This window comes from Variovorax sp. WS11 (genome assembly GCF_010499245.1).
Lineage (GTDB): Bacteria > Pseudomonadota > Gammaproteobacteria > Burkholderiales > Burkholderiaceae_C > Variovorax.
Map to the genome: position 1 here is coordinate 990693 of NZ_JAAGOW010000004.1, position 20731 is coordinate 1011423.

The 20731-nt window shown below is 64.3% G+C and carries 14 protein-coding genes and 2 pseudogenes; 8 read left to right on the plus strand and 8 right to left on the minus strand.

The annotated features are described in order from the left end of the window. Nucleotides 1–145: 145 nt before the first annotated feature. Both GXN78_RS34160 and GXN78_RS34165 read left to right on the plus strand, forming a co-directional pair. Nucleotides 146–517 (plus strand): annotated as a pseudogene (locus tag GXN78_RS34160) (response regulator transcription factor); the annotation flags it as partial. Nucleotides 518–1059: 542 nt separating this feature from the next. Beyond that, nucleotides 1060–2337, plus strand: a complete 1278-nt coding sequence (locus tag GXN78_RS34165; protein ID WP_106561091.1) for a pentapeptide repeat-containing protein — start codon at nucleotides 1060–1062, stop codon at nucleotides 2335–2337. A gap of 740 nt (nucleotides 2338–3077) precedes the next feature. Here the strand turns inward: GXN78_RS34165 and GXN78_RS34170 are convergent. Beyond that, nucleotides 3078–3671, minus strand: coding sequence for a flagellar biosynthetic protein FliR (locus GXN78_RS34170; RefSeq protein ID WP_239143004.1), 594 nt, complete (start codon nucleotides 3669–3671; stop codon nucleotides 3078–3080). Between the two features lie 13 nt (nucleotides 3672–3684). Then, nucleotides 3685–3813, minus strand: a complete 129-nt coding sequence (locus GXN78_RS34175; protein WP_106561092.1) for a flagellar biosynthetic protein FliQ — start codon at nucleotides 3811–3813, stop codon at nucleotides 3685–3687. Between the two features lie 327 nt (nucleotides 3814–4140). Here GXN78_RS34175 and GXN78_RS41680 point away from each other — a divergent pair. From GXN78_RS41680 to GXN78_RS34185, 3 genes and pseudogenes are all read left to right on the plus strand, one after another. Then, nucleotides 4141–5016, plus strand: a pseudogene (locus tag GXN78_RS41680) (transposase); the annotation flags it as partial. Then, nucleotides 5010–5141, plus strand: coding sequence for a hypothetical protein (locus GXN78_RS42080; protein ID WP_258187292.1), 132 nt, complete (start codon nucleotides 5010–5012; stop codon nucleotides 5139–5141). The pseudogene GXN78_RS41680 and the gene GXN78_RS42080, both read left to right, overlap by 7 nt. A 101-nt stretch (nucleotides 5142–5242) precedes the next feature. Next, nucleotides 5243–8224, plus strand: coding sequence for an adenylate/guanylate cyclase domain-containing protein (locus GXN78_RS34185; protein ID WP_106561090.1), 2982 nt, complete (start codon nucleotides 5243–5245; stop codon nucleotides 8222–8224). Here GXN78_RS34185 and GXN78_RS34190 read toward each other — a convergent pair. Beyond that, nucleotides 8167–12849: a GDSL-type esterase/lipase family protein gene (locus tag GXN78_RS34190; protein ID WP_164256137.1), complete on the minus strand. Its 4683-nt coding sequence runs from the start codon at nucleotides 12847–12849 to the stop codon at nucleotides 8167–8169. The genes GXN78_RS34185 and GXN78_RS34190 overlap by 58 nt on opposite strands. 70 nt (nucleotides 12850–12919) lie before the next feature. On the opposite strand from GXN78_RS34190, the gene GXN78_RS34195 reads away from it, so the two are divergent. Then, a complete protein-coding gene (locus tag GXN78_RS34195; RefSeq protein ID WP_164256140.1) occupies nucleotides 12920–13492 on the plus strand; it encodes a type IV secretory system conjugative DNA transfer family protein in 573 nt (190 codons plus the stop codon). 97 nt (nucleotides 13493–13589) lie between these two features. Beyond that, complete coding sequence (locus tag GXN78_RS34200; protein WP_146163216.1) at nucleotides 13590–14324, plus strand: hypothetical protein; 735 nt, start codon at nucleotides 13590–13592, stop codon at nucleotides 14322–14324. Nucleotides 14325–14475: 151 nt separating this feature from the next. Here the strand turns inward: GXN78_RS34200 and GXN78_RS34205 are convergent, their stop codons facing one another. Continuing rightward, on the minus strand, nucleotides 14476–14838 hold the full coding sequence (locus GXN78_RS34205) for a protealysin inhibitor emfourin (protein ID WP_106561087.1): 363 nt from the start codon (nucleotides 14836–14838) through the stop codon (nucleotides 14476–14478). Between the two features lie 19 nt (nucleotides 14839–14857). Further along, a complete protein-coding gene (locus GXN78_RS34210) occupies nucleotides 14858–15931 on the minus strand; it encodes a M4 family metallopeptidase (protein ID WP_106561086.1) in 1074 nt (357 codons plus the stop codon). A 1360-nt stretch (nucleotides 15932–17291) separates the two neighbouring features. On the opposite strand from GXN78_RS34210, the gene GXN78_RS34215 reads away from it, so the two are divergent. Further along, the gene (locus tag GXN78_RS34215) at nucleotides 17292–19028 is read left to right on the plus strand and encodes an IS1634 family transposase (protein ID WP_164255907.1); all 1737 of its coding nucleotides are present in this window, start codon (nucleotides 17292–17294) and stop codon (nucleotides 19026–19028) included. A gap of 38 nt (nucleotides 19029–19066) precedes the next feature. On the opposite strand, the gene GXN78_RS34220 is transcribed toward GXN78_RS34215, so the two are convergent. The 3 genes from GXN78_RS34220 to GXN78_RS34230 all read right to left on the minus strand — a co-directional run bounded on the left by GXN78_RS34220 (nucleotide 19067) and on the right by GXN78_RS34230 (nucleotide 20724). Continuing rightward, on the minus strand, nucleotides 19067–19300 hold the full coding sequence (locus tag GXN78_RS34220) for a hypothetical protein (RefSeq protein ID WP_146163247.1): 234 nt from the start codon (nucleotides 19298–19300) through the stop codon (nucleotides 19067–19069). Nucleotides 19301–19458: 158 nt separating this feature from the next. Next, the gene (locus GXN78_RS34225; RefSeq protein WP_106561499.1) at nucleotides 19459–19734 is read right to left on the minus strand and encodes a hypothetical protein; all 276 of its coding nucleotides are present in this window, start codon (nucleotides 19732–19734) and stop codon (nucleotides 19459–19461) included. Between the two features lie 12 nt (nucleotides 19735–19746). Then, nucleotides 19747–20724, minus strand: coding sequence for an RHS repeat-associated core domain-containing protein (locus tag GXN78_RS34230; protein ID WP_164256144.1), 978 nt, complete (start codon nucleotides 20722–20724; stop codon nucleotides 19747–19749). Nucleotides 20725–20731: the final 7 nt, after the last annotated feature.

The following is a 20731-nucleotide window of genomic DNA, read 5'->3' on the forward strand; positions in this document are numbered from 1 at the left end:
TGGGAAGTTCGCGGCTGCCGCAAGGTTCCCCGCTAGTCGATTACCCGTTGTAGTGAATGACTCGCGCGGAGTGCACTACGGTATCCTCAGGACAGGGTCCCCGGCTGAATGATGTCCGGCCGTTCCCCAAGATGCAGGAAATGCGATGATCAAAGTTGGGGTCGTTGACGACCATGCGATTGTCCGTTCTGGGTTGCGCCATTTTCTCTTGCAACACGTCGACATACGCGTGGCTTGGGAGGCGGCCAGCGGGCGCCAGGCGATCGAACTGGTGCGCTCGGTCGAGCTCGATGTCCTGGTAATGGATCTCTCGATGCCCGGGCAAAGCGGCATCGACGCACTGGCGATGATCCGCGCCAAGGCACCGGATGTCGGCATTCTCATTTTCAGCAGCTACCCCGAGGAGCATTACGCAATGAACCTGATCCGGCAGGGCGTGAGCGGCTACCTCAACAAGGCATGCGATCTGATCGAGATCGTGAACGCGATCCGCGCCATCTCCGTGGGCCGTCGCTACTGACCTGCGCTTCGCGGCGACGTTTGGCATCGCATCGCCGCAAGTCTTGCTGCCGAGGACCTACGGCGATCGGCCAGATCTGGTTGTCGACCAATGCTTGTCCGCGGTAGAGGCCCCTGCGTTCAGCCTGGCGCGCGGGCTCCGCCTAGGGCCGCCCGGATGCAGCGAATCCCGAGGGGCACGGTAATTCTGGAAGGTCAGCCTCCAGCCTCCAAGCAGGAGGGATCAATGTCGCTTCCGGACGAATGCCCAGGGCGGACTATGGCTGCGGAGGACCTTTGTCTCCACTATCCAAAGTACTATGCCTGACTTGAGGATCGCGTTGAAGGGGTCGGTCCCACTAGGCGAGCGCGGAAAGCGGTAGCGAGAAATGACCAGCCAAAAGCGCTGATCGCGGTGCTGCGCTAGGTCATCAAGCCGGAAGCGATGCTGATCCGCGTGCGCTGGTATGTGGCATACCCTGCCTCCGCCTGTTCAAGATACTCCGTCATAGCTGATGTAGCAGTAGTAAGGTTGCGCAAACTTCATTTACAGAGGCTGAGATGAACGGCAAAACTGCATTGCAGATTTTCGCGCTTACGCTTGTCGGAGCATCTCTTCTGTACGCGGGCTTCAACGCACTTTCGAAAAAATGCGATCCATTGAGATACGCAGGGCCATTTCTCAGCCCGACTCTCCCGGAGTGCACCGGGAAGTACAGGGAGGGCGGTCGGCCAACGTCAGAAGAACTTTCAGTGATCCAGCGAGACTTGGAGCCGAAGAATGTTGAATCGATGTTCTTCAACTCTGGCAGTGGGTATCGGTCGGCGCCCGCCGCGATACTATGCGATGCGAACCTCAACGATCTGAATCTGAAGGGGCTAAGGTTCGCACGTGGCAGCAGTTTCCGCAAGGCGCGTCTTGAAAGGGCGAATCTGAAGGGCACCGCGTTGGAACAAGCCGACTTACGTAGCGCAGGATTCGCGGGGGCTGACATGACCGAGACGATCCTTTATGGCGCAGATCTGACTGGCGCAAACTTGACAGGTGCAAACCTCAAGGGCGCGCAGTTCTCCGATGCATTCCTGCATGGCGCACGCTTTCTGATCGAAAAGGAATTTGGAGCACCGGACGCAGAGGGGATAGCATTCGCGAAAGGCCTACCGGACATCATTATTTCGCGCCGTGATTCGCCTTCCACTTTTGCGGCGTTTGTTCGGATCCGGAAGACTCTGAAGGAGAGCGGGCTGAGCGATGGCGAAAGAGGGATCACGGCCGCCCTGAAGCGGGCGGAGGATAGAGAAATGAGTGGCTTCGAGTGTCGGTGGCACTACGTTTTGTTTGATTTGACAACAGAGTATGGCAACTCCCCGTCTCACGCCTTGTGGGGGATCGTATTGATCTGGTTTGGGGCCTCCTTTGCCTATCTTTTCGCCATCGCGCGTACGCCCCTTACTACGGGTGGAGTTGGCTCTCCCTGCAGCGCGATCTGGGCCGTCTGGGCAACGGACCGAGTTAAGCGCGAAGAGGGAACTGACAAGCCCACGCCGATTGCTCTACGCGCCCCTTTTCCAGGCACAGATGCAAATGCTGAACACCGAAATCCGGCTCTTTCCTGGCTTTGGTCGTGGGTAATGGCCTTGTACTTCAGCTTGCAGTCGGCCTTTCATTTTGGCTGGAAGGACCTGAACGTTGGAACATGGATTTCTCGCGTGCAACCACGGGAGTACACGCTGCGCGCGACCGGTTGGGTACGCACGACCGCAGGGGTTCAGTCCTTGCTGAGCGTCTATCTGCTTGCGATTTGGGCTCTCACGTACTTCGGACGGCCGTTCGAGTAGCGAGCGGTAGTCGTCAGGCCGACGACAGGAGGGCGAGGGCACGTTCCGTGGGCACAAGGCGCTGTAGATTCACCCTGCGCCCGGGGGTGTCCGAATTTCTGGTGCGCCGGTCAACACCGGCAGGATGTTGTGAGTCATGCGTCGAAGGCCGAAAGCCACGGCGGCCCCGAGTCATGCGTCCGCGGCCGTGAGGCCTTGGATGAAGCGTTGACAGGGTAAGTGATCTTGGGAAAAGATTTTCTGGGGCAAAGCGCACCGATTCGCACGAACGGTACGACTTCCCCCTTGTCGATGTCCAGGCCCAGCGCCTGGCTTCACGACAACGCTGGAGCCGCTGACTGCGCACTCATCCGAATCGGTCGCTAAACAGATTTGCGCGCGGCTGGATGTACTGCCAGAACCGTGCGCCAACCCACGATCAGCGTGGAGGGCAGCCGCCAGGGATGTCCCTGGACTTTGAAAGTCCGACCTGGTGGCTCGGGCGCAAGGCAGGCTGGGGAATGCCGGTTCGTTTCAACCGAAGAAACGGACAGAAAAATGGTAGCGATCGTCAGCGGCAACAGCCTGGGCTTGAGTTTGACGTCTTTGGCCACGCTCGGGCAGCGTGGCACCCTGGGTTCTTCCGGCCAGGGCCGCAGCGGCGAACAAGCCTTCGTCAACATCGCCAACGGCAACCTGGTCCTGCAGGACCTCGACGACCGACTGGAGGGCCGCGGGCTGGACATTAGCGCCGTGCGCACCTACAACAGCCAGGGCCTGCTGAACGACGACAACGGTGACAACTGGACGGTCGGCGCCTTCGGGCAGCGCATCCAGCTGACGGGCACGGTCGCAACGGCCGGCAGCACGCTCACGCGAGAGCGCGTGATGCCCATTGACCAGGAAGACATCAGCACCGCGAAGTATTCGAAGGCGGAAGTCAGGATCGGAACGGGACGCCGGGTCACGGGATCCACCACCTGCGCCATGCCGAAGCCCAGTTGCACGTCGAGCAACTGGCCGGCAATGGCAAAAGCACCGAAGGCCAGCAGGATCCCGAGGCCCAGCGTTGCACCCAGCGCAAGCTCCGTCTTGGCTGCGGAAAGGAAGGCGTGCCATCCCGTCCATGGCTGCGCGGGCGCGGACAAACCCGCAGCGAGGGCCAGCGACAGGCTCAGCGCCAGCAGCATCCTGACCGAGGTCGGCAGCGGTACCGCGTACAGCACCGGCGTCATGGCGAAGGTCGCGGCAATGCGCAGCGTCAGCAATGCGATGGCTGCGATCTGCGCCGCAGCGAGATCAGGCGCAGCGACCGCGAGCAGCGCGGACGCCGAAGGCAAGGAGGGGGAGGTCACCGTGCGCTCTGGCTCAGAACATCGCAGGGATGCCGCTCCAGAGGTGGACGGTGAATTGCGTGAGCTTGCGCAGCATCCACGGCCCGGCCACGATCATGACCACGCCGGCTGCGAAGAGCTTCGGCACGAAGGTGAGAGACATCTCTTGCACCTGCGTGACAACCTGGACCACGCTGATCACGATAGGTGGCGCCGTAAATCCGAAGACGGCGATAGACAGCGCTTCAAAAGTGCGTGAGGCTACCGGTCAAGGTGCTCGAATCCGAGTTGTCCAGGGAGCAACGGCGGCGGGCCAAGCCCTGGCGCCCGAAGCCCGATCTGATCGCGTTCCTGCAATCGCTCTGAGTAAGTGAATTAATGTGATGACGCGACAGCTCGAATTCCGCGTCGAACGGGACGACGTCGAGGCAATGGCAAGATAAAACGTCCCACAAGATATTGCACCTAATCTGGTGCACCAAATTAGGTGCATGCGCGCCGGCCTCTGATCAGGGCCGAAGAAGCGATCCCGAAGGCGGCTCGCTCACCCGATCAACTCGCCACCCGGTTCATCAGGCTCATCGCCAAGTTGTGCCGCGCCGAGGCGCTGGCCAGGCAATGGGCAGCACAACGCCGGCAGCGGCTGCGTGCTCGCTACAGCGCCGCGGTGCTGCGCGAGATCGAACGACTACTGCTCGAATCTGTACGCTGTCGCGCCAACGAGCTTGCTGGGCGAGGCGCTGCACTACCTGCACGGGCAATGGCCCAAGCTGGTCCGCTTCGTGGACAACGGTGCATGGCCGCTGGGCTCCAACCCGGTGGAGAACGCGATCCGCCCTTCGCGGTCGGAAGAGGGTCATCGTTGTTTGCCGACACCGTGGGCGGCGCCAACGCGAGCGCCAATCTTTATTCGTTGATCGAAACGGCCAGGGCCAACGGCATCGAGCCCTACCGCTACCTCGTCGCGCTGCTCAGAAAGTTGCCGCTGGCCGAATCGGCTGACGACTACGAAGCCCTCCTGGCTCCAAAGATCGATCTCGAGGTTGACGACGACACGTCGCCGTCGATCGGTCCGCTGCGCCTGCTGCCCTTCTCGGCGGGTGACGAACAGCTCCGGCGCGGGGCAGATGACGGCAGGGAATGTGGTGTTGCGACGAAGGCGTCCATCAGCCCTGCCGACCTGCCCGCACTGCGCAAGGCCGGCGCCTTGCGTCCGGTGTTTCGGAGTGACCGCGCGATGCTCGTCCCGCTTCCGGAAGTGCGGGGTGGAAGCCGACAACGCGGGCCAGCGCGACGCCGTCAAGAGCTTCTGTCCAGCTCGCAGCTGTGGTCATTGCCGAAGAGTCCGAAGACAGGCTGGTGCTGAAGCCCGCATCGGGGCGCTCGACTGATGCCTTGAAGGCCGCCAACGAGATCTACGAGCAGGCTCATCCGGCGGCTTCCTCGGTACGCTTTCTTCAGTTCCTGGCGCGTCCTGACCCCAAGCGGTGACGCGCAGCCGTGAGCCGGACCACCCGCCACGCCTTGACGCTGGGCCGGCAGAACTGAAGAATCGTCGCCGTCGGTCCCTGGGCCACTCCCGCCACCGCGCGATGATCGAAAACACCCCCCTAGAAGCTGCCGGCCAGCGCTGGCACCTCACGCTGTTGTTCATGGATCTGTGCGCGTCCAGCCGGCTGGCGGAGCGCCTGGAGGCAGAGCAGTTCGCCGAGGTCCTGGGCACTTTGCGCCGGGTTTGCCATGAAGCGGTCGAGCGGCGCAAGGGACGCGTCGTGCGCACGCAGGGCGATGGCGTGCTGGCCATCTTCGGCCTGCCTGCGCCTGCAGAGGACGATTGCTTTCGGGCCGCGTCGGCCGCCCTCGAGGCGCAGGAAGACATGGACCGCGAATACCCGATGTCGCTGCCCGAGGACCTGCGCCCTCTGCAGATCCATTCGGGCCTGCACGGCGGCGTGGTGCTACTGGCCGACGGCGATATCGAGCGTGGCCGCTACGACGTCGTCGGCGACGCCGCCAACACGGCCGCCAGGCTGGCCCAGTTCGCCCCGGCCGGGTCCGTCCTGGCCGATCTCGATTCGCTGGGCACCTACGTCCGGCACTTTGAAATCGGCGCGCAGGTCGACCTGAAGCTGCCGGGCCGTACCGCACCCGTTCGGGCGGCACCGATCGTTTCGCGGGCCCCTTCGGCGCGAAGCGTCGACGCGGCCGCCGCCGTGCGTCAGGGCTTGACGCCGCTGGCCGGGCGGGCCGACGTGCTGGCGGCGCTGGCCGTGACCATCCAGGCGTCGCAAGGCGCGAGTGCCCGCCGCCGCATCGACCTGGTCGGTCCACCGGGCATCGGCAAGAGCCGCTTGCTAGAAGAGCTGGGCGCCCTGCCGCAGCTAGCCGGCTGGCGGACGCTGCGCGGCAGCTGCGCCGACGAGTCACGCTCGCGCGCGCTGCGCCCCTTTGCCGAGATGATCGAAGGCTGGGTCATGTCGGTATCTCCCGGCGAAGACCTGCATGAATGGCTGCGCGCGGCAGCGACCGAATCGCCGCTTCTCCTGCTCATCGACGACTGGCAATGGGCCGACGACGCCTCGCGCCAGCTGCTGGCGCGACTGCTGGCCGAGGTGACGGGCCTGTGCGCGGTGGTGGCGATGCGGCCATGGCACGACGCCCCCGACACCGAGGATGGCGCCGCGCCCTTTGTGCTGCCACCGCTGGACGAGCCCGCTTCCAGCCAAATCGTCGAGCGCTGGCTGCCGGCGGCCGACCCCTACACGGCGGCGGCCATCTATCGCCAGGCGGGCGGCGTGCCGCTGTACGTCGAGGAGCTGGCGCAATCCCGGCTGGCGCGCCGCGGCCTGGTGCGCGATGCGGACCACCCCGGCTGGCTCACGCAACTGGTGGCCTCGCGCCTGTCGCTGTTGCCGCTGGAGCAGCAGGAGATGATCCGCACGGCCGCCGTGCTGGGCAGTTCCTTCCCGCGCCGCCTGCTGGCCACCGTGGGCGGATGGCGCGAAAGCGATCTTGACTGGGCGGCCCTGGCCGAAGGCGACTTCCTGATTGCGTCCAGCGGTGAAACGGTCCGCTTCAGGCACGGGCTGACGCGCGATGCGGTGTACGAAAGCGTGGCCCTGTACGAGCGGCGCGCATTGCACCGGCGCGCCACGCGGGCACTGGCCGCCTTCGAAGCGGACGCGGCCGCCCTCGAAGCGCTGGCCTACCACGCGAGGGCGGCGGAACTGTGGGGCGAAGCGGCCGACCATGCAGAAAGCGCCGCACGCCAGGCCATGGCAGCGTTCGGCATGGACGTGGCGCGTCGCCACTACCAAGCAGCGCTGGACGCGCTGGAGCGCGACGGGCTGCGCCAGGACGCCCAGGTGCGACGCTGGTGCCTGCTCGCACACGAGCTGGGCCTGACCTGCATCTTCGACCCGCTGGCCCTGCCCGACGTGCTGCCGACCTTCGAGCGCTGCCTGGAGCGAGCGCGCAGCCTGGGCGATCCCGATCTTGTGGCACGCTCGGCCTACTGGCTGGGCCATATCTGCTTCGGGCTAGGCCAGTTGCGTCGCGCCGCCGCCCATCTGCGCGAGGCGCTGCTGATCGCCCGGCAAGCGCGAGACGCGCGTCTGGCTGCGCAGATCGAAGCCACGCTGGGCCAGACTCTGGCAGCCGCAGGCGACTACCCGGCGGCATTGCCCCTGATGGACAGCGCCCTGGCCGCCAAGCGGCGCGGTGTGCGCAAGGGCGACAGTGTGGCCGTCGGCTCGGCCTTCACGCTGGCCAGCAAGGGCGGCATCTGCGGCGACTTGGGCGACTTCATCGAGGCCCAGGCGCAGTTCGACGAGGCGATGGCGTTGGCAGGTGACTCCACGCACCCCATTGCCAACTCAATTCGCAGCTGGGCGATGGTGGTCCTGGTGTGGCAGGGCCGCTGGTCCGAGCTGGCCGCCGTCAGTGCCGAGAGCGCCAGGCGGGCGCACGCCACCGAGGCCCTGCTGCCGCTGGCCATCAGCCGCGCCTGCGAAGGCTATGGCCGCTGGCGCTCCAGCGCGGACGAGGACGGACTGCGCAAGCTGGCGGCGGCCGTGCAGTGGCTGCAGCAGCGCCGGGGGCGCTTCATGACCTCCATCTACCACGGCTGGCTGGTCGAGGCCCTGGCGAGCACCGGCGACATGGCTGGCGCACGGCGGCAGGCGGCAGCGCTTTTCGCACGCGCGCGGCAACTCGACAGCTTCGGCATGGGCGACGGCTGCCGCGCGCTCGCCCTGGCGGCCGCCGGCGAGGCCGACGCGCGACGCGCCGCGCGCCTGATGGCCTATGCGGACCATTGGGCCTCGGTGCGCGGCTCGCGCCGCGAGACCGCGCTCAACACGCTGTGCCGGGCTCGCCTGATGCGCCTGAACGGCCGGGACAGTGAGGCGCTGGCCCATGCCAGCTCAGCGCTCGAAGCCTTCGGCGCCATGCACATGGACTGGCATGCGCAGCTGGCGCGCGCGCTGATCGAAGGCAAGGAGCCGCAGCCCCGCGGCTACGGCGAAACCAGCGCCGTGATGAAGGCGTCGGCCACGGCGCCCAGTGCGTCGTAGCCCGCCTTGGTCGGGTGCAGCTCGTTCAGCCACCACTGCGTGTAATCACCCGGCTGCGCGGCCAGCGTTCCCCGCAGGTCCAGGTGGTGCACCTTCTGCGCGGTGAACGTCTCGGCGACCTCCTTGATCATCTTGTTGAGCTCGTCAATCAGCAGCCTCATGAACTCCTTGCCCTGGGCGGCCGAATAGGGTGAGCCGTTGACGGGATCCAGCCAGGGCCCGCCGATCACGAAGGCGCGCTTGTCCGGAATCGGGTGGTCGTAGCCGTGCACGAAGATCGGGATCGCTCCGCCGGTGACGTCGACCAGATTCGTCAGCACGGTCTGCAGGCGGCCGCGCAACAGCCCGTGCACGAAGTTCGTCACGGCCACCGGGTCCAGTGCCGGGTTGGAGCCCGCAGGCTTGGCCAAGTGGTACAGCGCCGAGGGAAACCATGGGCCCTGGGGGCTGTCTCTTTCGTGCACGTCGTTGCCCCCGCCGTCGATCAGGATTGCCTTGGGCGAGCGTTGCCGCACCAGCCGGTAGAAGCCCTTGCGTGGCGCCACCTCAGCCATCTCGCGCAGGGTGAGCCCGCCGTCGGAGAAGTCGGAGAACTCGCTGGTATTCCATCCCCGCGCGCCGAGCGACCGGGCCAGGTCCCATTCCAGGGTGGTGAACGGATGGTTCAGGTTGAGCCAGGAATCGCCCCAGCCCAGCATCACCCCCTTGTTGGCGGCGGCGGGATGAAACGCAGCCGCGGCCGCGGCGCCGCCCCCCGTTGGCGCCCCCACATACCTGGCCACGTGCTTGAGCCGGGGGCTGCCAGCGGCCACTGGGGCTGCAGGCCCGTCAGGCGGGGTCACAGGGCCCTCGAACGACAACAGCGCGCCGACCGCGGCCGGGCGCAGCGTGTGCGGCGAATCGATGATGGCCGACAGCACGCCGGCGAGGACGCCCATTGCAGAGCGGAACCCGGGGCAGGCATGTCGTGGCGCCGGCGCGGCGGTGCGGTCGCCACCAAAGACCGGCACCTCGCTGCGCTCGCCGCGCTCCAGGCCCTGCTGCGTGGCCGAGATCAGGCCCAGCACCACGAGGTTGTCCTGACGCACCTCGAACGCCTTGCCAGCGGTGTCGGTCAGCACATGGTCCTGCAGCGCAGTGCGCCAGATGAACTCGGGCATGGGCCGCAGCATCATCGCGCGAACGATGGGTTCGCGCAGCGCTGCGTCGCCGGCCTGCGGCTGGGCCAGGCTGTTCGCGGCAACGCGGGCGCGCAGGTCCCACACGGTCTGGTCGCGCAGCCACTCGTCGACGATGCGGCGAAGGTTGTTGTCGGTGGTCGGCACGAAGCCCATGATCGCGCCGGCAATGGTGCGCGCGGCCAGGTCGTAGTCCTTGGTGCCATCGGCCCCCTTCAGCGCCGGGTCGTCGAGCACCGCCCGCGTCACCGGCGCCTGGATGTTGCCGTCCTGGATTTGCAGAAAGCTCGTCATGCGCTGGCGCAGGTGCTGGCCATGCGCCCGCGCGATCTGCTCCACCAGCGGTTTGGGCTGCGGCTGGAAGGTGTAGCGCGACGGCGTGTAGAACGCGCCCGGGTAGCGCGCGGGCTGGTTCGGGTCGAAGGCCCAGCTGAAGCCATCCGGCGTGAGGAAGTTGCCCGCGGTCGACAGGCCGAACCACTCTTCGAGCAGCCGCGCCAGCACGCGCTCTGCCACTTCCCGCATGTCGATGTTGAGCTCCCAGCGCAACTCGCCATAGGTGAGCGAGCGCTTGTCGGCGTCGGCGATCCAGAAATTCAGCAGGTCGCGCGTGTGCCGGCGCGCCTTCTTGTAGCCGTCGTCGAAAGTGAGCTGCTGGATGGCGCCATTGCAAGCCGAGGCCTGGTCGCTGTAGTCCTTGCCATCGTCCAGGCCCAGGAAGATCGGGCCGATGGTGTCCTGCAGGCGCTCCTGGTAGCCCTTGACCGAGTAGCGGCGTTCGACATCGGTCAGCACCTGCCGCACCAACTGGCCGTCTGCCACCAGCACGCCATAAGCGGTGCGCAGCAGGCCGCCGTGCTTGCTGCGAATGGCGGCCCATACCGATGCGGTCTCGAATTCGCGGCGGCTTTCCGGATCTTCAAGCGCTGCCTTCCACTGCTCCAGCGCCTCGTCGCGGAGCTTCTTCGCCTCCTTCCGGTGCTCCTGCGCCTCTTCCGACTCGGCCTGCTGTTCGATCGCCAGGATCCGGCTGATGATCGCCTCGCCTTCGTCCACGCTCCAGGCCACCGGCACCGGCACCGGCTTGGCCGGGGCCGGGGCACCGGCCGCTGCCGTGGCCAGCGTGGCCAGGTGCCCGACGCCGGCCACCGACGGGGCCAGGAAGTAGCTGCCCCAGCACAGGCGCACCAGCGTCTTCGGCTCGGCGCCCAGCTCGTCCTTGCCGTCCAGCGGCATGTGAATGACCTGGTCTGCATGCTCGAATCGGAAGAAGCGTTGGCGGCCCGCCTCGGCCACGCCGCAGATCGGATCGGCCGCGCCCGAGGGCGCGCCCGAGCTGTTGCCGGACGCGAGCCAACGCTGCACGACCTCGAATTGCTCGCCGATGCGCGAGTTGTAGGCCATGAAGAACAGGCCCTTCTCGACATCGCCAGCCGGCAAGCTGTCCGTGTAGGACATGCCGCGCCGGAAGAGCCGCGGTGGCCGCGCTCCGGGCAGGCTCTGCACCTCGGTGGACTGGGCACCGTCGCTCACGCGCGGATTGGCTCGCCGGATGTGCGCTGCAAACGGGCAGGCCGAGCCAGTCAGGTCGCCGTCATAGTTGAAGTCGTTCTTGGGATTGCCGCCCAGAGCGCTGGCCACCAGCGGCGTGCCATCGACCTTGCGGCCCATCAGCTTGGCCTTGACGAGTTCTGCGTCCAGGCCCGGGATCTGCTTGGCCTGGACGGCCTGCACTGCGGCATTGAACGCGTCCACATTCTGTCGCAGCTTGCGCACGACCAGGTAGCTCGCGTCCTGCAGCAAGGGGGCGAGTTCGGCGCTCAGCTGGGGCGCAGCGTCGGCAGCATTGGCATGGCCCACCAGCGCTTCGCCCACATGCACCTGGTTTGGGAAGTCGAACGCGTTGTCGGGGTCGAACACCGGGTCGGAATGACCGTCGGAATAGCCGAAATGATCCGCCGCCTCATTTGTGGCCGGGCTGAAATTGCGGCGCAGCCACTGAACCGACAGGGGCCGCACGCCGGCACCCGCGGCGGCGAAGCGCGTCAACAACTGCTGGCCGAGCTGTGCTTCGGTTTCCGCCACCGTGCGCAGGTGCACCAGGGCGTGAACCGCTTCGAGCGCCACGCCGGGCGCGCCGGTCGGCGCAGGCGCCGCCGGATTGTTGGCGGCAGCAGGCCAGTTGAGCACCGGCAGCGTCCAGCGCCTGGGGTGATTGGTTTGCACATCGCCCAGCAGGCCGGCGCGGCGCTGCATTCCCTGGCGGAACTCGATCGGCAGCTGGTCGAGCACCGGCTCGGGCACGCCGCAAGCCCGCAGGCCCTCGAAGGTCAGGCCCACGTTGAGGCACGGTTGGCCCTTCAAGAGGGCGCTTTCTGCCGTCGGCTTGAACTCGTTCAGGAAGGCCGCCGCGGCGCCTGGCCCATCGAAGGCCACCAGGCAGACGCAGGCACGCGTCGCACCGTCGACGGAGCGCATAATGCCGGCCTGCGCACCCGCCGGCAGGGCAACTGGGGCCGAGGGCAGCGGCGGCGCCACGCGCACCGTCGGCAGCGGGCGGGGCCGTGCCATCCATTGCAGTTGCTTGGCCAGGCGCTCGCCGCCCACGTCGTCGATGATGGTGCTGTAGCGGGTGGACATCCTCATGCGCACGAACTCCGGCAGCAGTTCGCGGGCCGCGTCCAGCAGCACGTCGCCATCGGGCGTGCCTGGGGCATACAGGTCCGTCAGCCGGTATATCCCTGCCAGGCCTTGCAGGCCCTGCCGCACGCCCTCGCGCTCGCCGGCGGCCACGGCTTCGGAAGGGGCCCGCGTGAATGGCCCCGATTGCGGATCGCGGTCGTTGCGGATCAGTTCCCACGCAATGTGCTCGGCATCCGCGATGGCCGTCTTCGTCACGATCAGGTCGGTATCGCCTTCGCGGCGCTGAAAGCGATCCTGCATGCGCAGCGCGGTGTTGTCGCCCTGCGTGTGCGAGGGCGTGCCGTAGTAGAAGGGCGTGTCGACCTGGCGTGACAGCAGCCATCGGCTCCAGTCGTCATACGAATGGTCCCAGCCGGTCACGTGCTTGTCCGTGTTGCAGAAGATCAGGTCGAGCAGCCGTGCGGACTTCTGCCAGATGGTGCGCACATAGGCTTCGTAGGCGCCGTCGAAACTGACGGACAGCAGGATGCTGCCCGCTGGGCTGGCGTCGTTCGGGTCGAGCACTGCCAGGCGCAGGGTGTGGATGACGCCCACGCGCTCCACCGCATCGGAGACGGCGCGGAACAGGTTGTATTCGTGCGCGTTCTTGCGACCCGCATGCAGCGCGCGAAGCAACAGCTTGGAACGCGAGGTGTAGGTCACCGCGTCCAATGCCGGCACGAATCCGGTGATGATCGGCGCGATCACCAGGAGCTCACTGCTGCCCGCCAGGGCGGGCGTATTGACCACAAGATCCTTGTGCATGCTGTGCTCCAGGTATTCGAGAGGGCAGTCATGCTGCCACGCAGAAGTGCGGGGCACCACCTCCAATCTGATGAGCAACCGCGCAAGCCCTGGCGCGGCGCGCGGGCCCTTGCCGCCGATCGATCTCTCCATGCGCCGCATGATGGACGAGGGAAAGGTGCTCATCGTGAACCTTGCAAAGTGCGAACTCGGCGATGACAGCGCAAACTTCCTTGGCGCCCTCCTCGTCTCCACGATCGGGGATGCCGTCTTCAGCCGCGCGGACATACGTGAAGACAAGCGTCGGTCTTTCTTCATCTACATTGACGAGTTCCAGAACTTCACAACGCTCGCGGTGGCGAGCATGGTGTCGGAACTACGCAAGTACCGAGTGGGCCTCGTGCTCGCTCATCAACACCTGCACCAACTCATTCCCGACGTGCGCCATGCGGTGCTCGCGAACGTCGGGACGTTGATCGTCTTCCGTCTCGGGCCTGAGGATGCGCCGATCATGTCCCGAGAGCTGTCGCCCGTCTTCGAAGCGGAAGACCTGCTTCACCTTCCGTCGCACGATATCGCGGTCAAGCTGATGATCGATGGGGCTGCAAGCAAGCCGTTCTCGGCGACGACCCTTCTTCCAAGCGATTGCAACGGCAGACGCTGAACGGGCACTCAGTCCACGCCTCTCGCATCCGTCGCGCTGGGGACGCAATGTGAGAGTTGTGCCGATACGATAGCTAACCCCACTGGGAGGACACCAGATGACCTGCCATCTTCGCGTCGGCCGATTCTTTAGTTCCATCCTGCTGGCGACGACGTTCGCGGCACATGCTGTCGACCCCCATCCAGCTGAATACGCGATCCGATGGGATCCGGCGGACGGAGGCCCAAAGTCGGCGGCGGAGACTTGGGCAAAGCTAGAACTGGCCGATGGCGACAAGGACACCTTCAACATTTGGTACTCCACCGTCTCCGCACCGCCGAATCTTCCGAATGGCTTTAAGGCGATCGTTCGGGAGCGTCAAAAAACGAACAAGAAGAAGTACGAGCTGACGTACAAGCACCGTGGGCAGGTTCCTCTACCGGCCACCCCAAGCCTCGCACAATGGACCTGTCCTGTCGGTGCGACCGACGAAAAGAAGGATGAGGTCGATGTGTCTTTTTATGGCCTCACCAACGTGGTACACGCCTATTCGCGCAGTTGTACGGTCGAATCCAAGGATGCGCCACCGGTCATTCCCAAAGCTTTGAAGACCAAGCGCGCAGACTGCAAGAGCACAGTAACGCGATTGAAGTTGGAAAAACTCACGGTCGAAGAATGGCACGTGCCCGGCCCCGGCAAGCGCACGATCATTGAGGTTTCTCAATCAGGCGCGGACACAAACGTGGACCTCGGAATGTTTCGAGATCGAATCGCGAAGAAACTCGTTGAGGAATACAAGATCAAACCAAGCAAATCCAGTATGACCGAACTGGGTAGTTCCTGCGGGAGCTGATGTGACGAACTGACCTTCTGTGCGCCCGTGGCGTCGGTGGCGATCCAACGCACTAATGAGTTCGCTCGTCTCGGCCCGGAATCAATGTGCGTGAAGCATCGGCCACCCTCACTCATCGCCGCCGGTGAGCAGTTTGCATGCCTCAGAACTGCTACTTTCGTGGCTTGCCAGCGGCTGGGCCGGAAGAGGTATTGCGGGCCATGCGCGTGGCCTTTGCATGCTTTCGGATCGCCTGGACAAGCTCGCGCAGCGCGACGTCCTCGCTAGGGATCAGGATCTTGACTGTGTGACGCCTTCTGTTGTCCTCGACAGTCACAACGTCATGTTGATAGTCGGCCGCGCCCTTCTTCGGCGCGCCTACGGTCGACGGCAGCTCGAAGAAGCGCGCTGCCTCAATGAGCCTCTTCAGTTCATCACCTGCGTCCGGGCTCAAGGCATCAACATCGATTACCACCGGCTTCTGCAAGGCTGGGAGGTAAGCAACACCGCCGATCTGGGAAAACTCAATCTGCACCTAGCACTCCCGGCCAATTTCAAAGCTCGATTCCAACAGCCGCCCAGCCTTGCTGTACAGCCGCTTGCTCCTGTCCGCCAACGCCGAACAATCGGCCGGCGACATCGTAGGTGATGCGAGCATAGCGCCGGAATCCCGTGTTCGGCTTCACGCGGGGATCGCGCAAGGCGTCATACCATATCCGCCCGGCTTTCTCCCACGCATAGCCGCCAAGGCGGGTGGCCACTTGATAGAAGGCGTGGTTCGGAATGCCCGAGTTGATGTGCACGCCACCGTTGTCTTCGAAGGTATGGACAAATTTGCTCATGTGCTTGGGCTGTGGATCCTGTCCCAGCAGCGGATCGTTGAACGCCGATCCGGGGTCCTTCATCGAGCGTAGTGCCACGCCGTTGATGCCAGCGGCGAGGAGTCCATCGCCGATCAGCCAATCCGCTTTATCTGCGGTCTCGTTCTTCGCAAATTGCTTGATCAATGAGCCGAATACATCGGACATCGATTCGTTGAGCGCACCGGACTGATTGAAATACTGGAGCTGCGACTCATCCTCCGTGACGCCGTGCGACAACTCGTGACCGATGATGTCGAGCGCGATCGTAAAGCGATTGAAGATCTCGCCGTCGCCGTCGCCGAACACCATCTGCACCGAGTTCCAGAAGGCGTTGTTGTAGTCCTGGCCGAAATGAACCGTGGCATCGAGCGGCAAGCCCGAATCGTCAATGGAATTGCGATCAAAGACCTTAGCAAAAAAATCGAAAGTGGCGCCGAGACCCTCATAGGCTTCATCAACTGCGGGATCCCCGGTCGCGCCTTGACCTTCACCGCGCACGAGGGTCCCTGGCAAGTTCTGCGTGGCAGCAGCGTTGTAGATCGCACGCTGTTTCTGTACAAGCTCCACCGCGCCGGGAACTGCGCTGCGCTGCGGCGCAAAACGTGATGCCTGACTCGCAACTCGTAACGCGCGGAATGTATTGTCGACGGACTTGGTACGCAGGGCCGCTGCGCGCTGCTTCGGCGTACCCTTCTGCGCGATCTCGTCGAGCACGTATGGGGGAATGACGCAAAAAATCGAATGCCGATGGTGTTGGGTGCACATGCGAATGCTCTTTGGCTGCAGATTGAGCGGCCGAGGGACGCAGATCACGACCAGCGGCCGCTGTTGGCCGGTCGGTACGAGGCTTGAAGCGATTGAATGCGGTGTCCCGTTCTGCCACCGCGATCCCGTTAGCGCCGCTGCTCCTACAGCGCTTGGCATTGACGGTACGCCCGATGGGTGAAGCCCCGCATCCCCAATAGTAGGGATGAGGATGGTGGTCGGACACATGAGTTGCGCGCGTGATCCCGTCCGCGCCTCTTGAATTTCCGCCGCTCTGTTGCTGTATTGGCTAGCGAGATGCAAATGACAATGATCGGAGGTGACCATGGCCACTACTCCCGCGAGCACGATCATTTCACACTGGGACCATATGGTTCCGGCATGCAGCAATTCGCCGCTGAGTTCTACAGCGCCGTTGGCCACTTCCTGAGCGAGCATCACCCTCCCGATGCCAAGACGGAGCGCGTGATCATCCGTGAAGGCGGCCTCCCCTCGGGTCGGCCAGTAGAAACGACAGCGGCGGCACGCGCGCCGCCGGGGGTGAGAGGAAGGGCATAGAGGACCTCCTGCGGGCCGGCGACCGCGCCGGCCCCGGCGGGAGTGTCTTCTCAACGGGTGCGCGCCCTGCCCTGCCCGCTTTCAGGTCCTCAGGACCGCGCGGGCCACTTAACATAACAAGGCATCGAAAAAAAATTGCGTGGGAGCGTGTCGTACATCTGCGGCGACGATCACGATGACCATGCGCGAAACCGATCGACTCCAGACGGTCCAGGCCGTCATGGGTCGCCTGGTACCGGTTGTTCAAGCCGGACAGCGGCTGGGCCTGACCGATGACAGCTTGAGTAGCTCGTCCAACGGAACACGGGCGATGGCGAGACCGACTTCCAGTGACTGCTTTCGGGCGTTGGTGACGTCTGCTGTGAGGCGGCTCTGGGCCCAAACCGGCGGTACGTTCTTCTCCGAAGCGGTCGTTCATTTCCCTGGAGCGGCGCTACCTGAGCAGCTGTGAAATGTGCCCGGCGTAGACCGCGACGACCTTCCAGTAGAAGGCCATCGGGGATTTCGAGAAGTGCCACGAGTGCTGCACCTTCATCTGAGCGCCCCTGCTGCTCGACGTCCGCGCGCTGCGCCAGGATGGGACGCTCCTGCGCATGCGAGGCCCGTTCGCGCCGAAGCGCCGGTCCAAACCCGTGCCGCGCGCATTGACTAGCCCGAAGTTCCCCACCTCTGTAGTCACTCCAACGGCGACAAGTGCTTGTCGCTGCTGATGAATCCTCCTTCTGGGAGGATTTTTTTGGATGCTACATGTAGTCACTAAATATACTTGACAACTGATGGTGCTTGGGCTAGATTGCTGCCCATGGCAGCCCGCACAGGTACCGCTCACGTCGTCACTACGACGCGCACCTACAAGGACCAGGTCTATCGCACCCATCTGCTGCGGCGCAGCTACCGCGAGGACGGCAAAGTCAAGAACGAAACTCTGGGCAACCTGTCGCACCTGCCCGATGAACTCATCGAGATCATCCGGCGTTCGCTGCAGGGCGAGACCTTCGTGCCCGTGGCCTCGGCGTTCCAGATCACGCGCTCGCGCCCCCACGGCCATGTGCAGGCGGCAAGCGCCGCGATGGCCAGCCTGGAGATGGCCTCGCTGCTGGCCTCCAAGCCGTGCCGCGAACGCGACCTGGTGCTGGCGATGGTGGTCGCGCGCATCGTCGCCCCGCACACGAAGCTCGCCACCACCCGCTGGTGGCACACCACGACACTGGCCGAGGACTTCGGCATCGCACAGGCCGACGAGGACGACCTGTATGCGGCGATGGACTGGCTGCTCGAGCGCCAGGATCGCATCCAGAAGAAGCTCGCCTCGCGCCATCTGAGCGCTGGCGCCCTGGTGCTGTACGACCTGTCCTCCAGCTACTTCGAGGGCAGCTGCTGCCCGCTGGCCAAGCTCGGCTACAGCCGCGACGGTAAGAAGGGCATGCTGCAGGTCAACTACGGCCTGCTCACCGATGCGCGCGGCTGCCCGCTAGCCGTGTCGGTGCACGAGGGCAATGTCGCCGACAGCCTGACTTTGCTGCCCGAGGTCCAGCGGCTGCGCGAGGACTTCGGCGTCGAGCAACTGGTGATGGTGGGCGACCGCGGCATGATCTCCAGCAAGGCGATCCAGGAGCTGCGCGAGACCGAAGGCGTGGGATGGATCAGTGCATTGAAGAGCGTCTCGATTCGCGCGCTGGTCGAGCAGGGCCACCTGCAGTTGGGCTTGTTCGACGAGCGCAACCTGCTCGAGCTCAGCTCGCCGGACTATCCCGGCGAGCGCCTGGTGGCGTGCCGCAATCCGGAGCTTGCCAAGCTGCGCACGCACAAGCGTGAGGAACTGCTCGCGGCCACCGAGGCCAACCTCCAGAAGATCAAGGCCCGGGTGGATGGCGGCAAGCTCGCCGGCCAGGACGAGATCGCGCTGCGCGTGGGCAAGGTGGTCAACCAGTACAAGATGGCCAAGCACTTCGAGCTGGCCATCGGCGAGAACGCCTTCACCTTCGCGCGCAAGACAGACGCCATTGCCGCCGAGGCGGCGCTGGATGGCATCTACATCATCCGCACGTCGGTGAGCGCGGCGCAGATGGACTCGGCCGACTGCGTGCGCAACTACAAGTCGCTGGCCAACGTCGAGCGCGCGTTCCGCTCGCTCAAGACCATCGACCTGAAGGTGCGTCCGATCCACCATCGCACCGCCGATCGGGTGCGCGCGCACATCTTCCTGTGCATGCTGGCCTACTACGTCGAGTGGCACATGCGCGAGGCTTGGGCGCCGCTGATGTTCGCCGACACCGAGCAGCTCGCCAAGGCCACGCGTGACCCCGTGGCACCGGCTACGCGCTCCAAGGCGGCGCTGGCCAAGGCAGCGCGCCACACCCTGGACGACGGCACGCCCGTGCACAGCTTCTCTACCCTGATGGCCGAGCTCGCCACCATCGTGCGCAATACCTGCCGAACCCCACAGGCTGGCCCCGAGGCGCCCACCTTCGAGCTCCTCACCAACGCGCAGCCGCTGCACCTGCGCGCGCTCGCGCTCGTGCAAAACATCAAACCGTAGACAGAAAACTTCCTCGCCAACTCAAGCAAGTGCTTGAGTCACAAGGGAATCTCGTCCGCCGCTTCGGGGAACTTCGGACTAGCGATCAATTCAGCCCCGAGAACGACGTGGCGTTGCGCGCGCCCGTCCGCGCGCTGCCCCACGCCAATCCCGCTCAGCTGAAACTTCTCACTAACAACTTGCACTGGGTTGTCCTCGCCGATATGGTCGATAAGGCACTCTGGCAGCAGAGTGACCTGATGACCTTCCTCGCCTTCGATGAATCGCTTCATGTGGCTGCCCTTCAGTGGCGTTGCCACAATCGAGGCGAGCAACCCGTTTTCACACGGCCTCGGCCCTTAGCGGTCGTCTAGTTTCAAGAAAGCAGGCGTTCGCAGGATGCCTCGGAACGGCAACGTCTGTTTCTGCCAGGCGTGTCCCGTGGTCGCTATTAACCCGCACTGAAGCCAGCACGCGCCAAGCGCCGTCGAAGAATGGTTTGCATGTCAGCCCATTGAGTCTTGAGAAAGTCGCCGGCCTCGTCGCAGCCGTGCATGCTTGCCAAAGTGGCAAGGGCCTCAACGATTGCGAGGTTGATGCCGATGTCTTGCTCATGCGCATGACCTAAGAAAACTGAAGCAAGGTCGAATGCAGCACAATCCTCCCCGTTACGGATACGGGCTAGACAGTCGGCGATCAAATCACGAGTTGTATTGTCGATACTCATCCTCTGCCTCCGTCATGAACAATCTTTGCAATTCTGAATACATTGAATGTGAGTGCGACGCGCATTCGAAATGCAAAGACGATACGCGCCCGGGTCTCGTCCGGTAGTCTTCCACCAAGCCTCGCATTTCTGCTGTTCAACATCGTAGTCTGCGTCACAATCGGCTTCACATTGATCTAATGCTGAACTCGGCGTCAACCAGCCGCGCAGCCAACTAGGAATTGCAGCACTCGGTCCGGGCATGTAAGACGGGCCAAGTGGATCGGTCGGATCTAATGGCTTTGGAGCCGATTGCCCACTGCCCGGTGTGCCCAGCGGCACCGAATTGTTGGGCCGTGGCCAAGTCCGCTGCAAGCCCTCGGGATCAACGAAGCTTAGCGGGTTCGCCTCAACGTAGCCGAACCTGTTCCATCCACCCTCCAGCCCGATCGGATCGGGCTGGCTGTATCGGCCGGTCGTCGGGCTGTAGCTCCGAAAGTAGTTGTAGAAGAGCCCACTCTCCTTGTCTGCATACTGTCCGGGATACCGAAGGTTGTAGGTAACTATCGATGCGCCAGTCGTGCCCGTAGATGGAGTGGTAGTCGCGCTGGTGAACCGATTGGCTGCGGTCGTGGGCTGCTCGTCCCCAAAAGACGAATACCGCCACTGCCATAACACCTGCCCGTCCGCCGCCGTGATGCGTCGCGGCGTATTCAGGTGGTCGGCTTGCACCGCGTACAGGATGCCGTCGATGACGGTCGCGACAGGTAACGGGCCATTAACCGTAGGAAGCCAGATGTGCTGAGTCACGCCCCCGCTGTTTGCCCCTCCTGTTCCGACCTCAGCGAACAGCGTTCCCTCTTCGTCGTAGACATAAGAAAAGCCCAACTGCTCGGCTGAATTGGCGGCCGGATTCCACAGTTGAGTGAAGAACGCCACCAGGCTCTGCCAGAAGCCAGGGTCGTTCTCATCGCCTTGGGCTGGCGGATAAAGAGGTTCGGTCTTGAACACTCGCTGG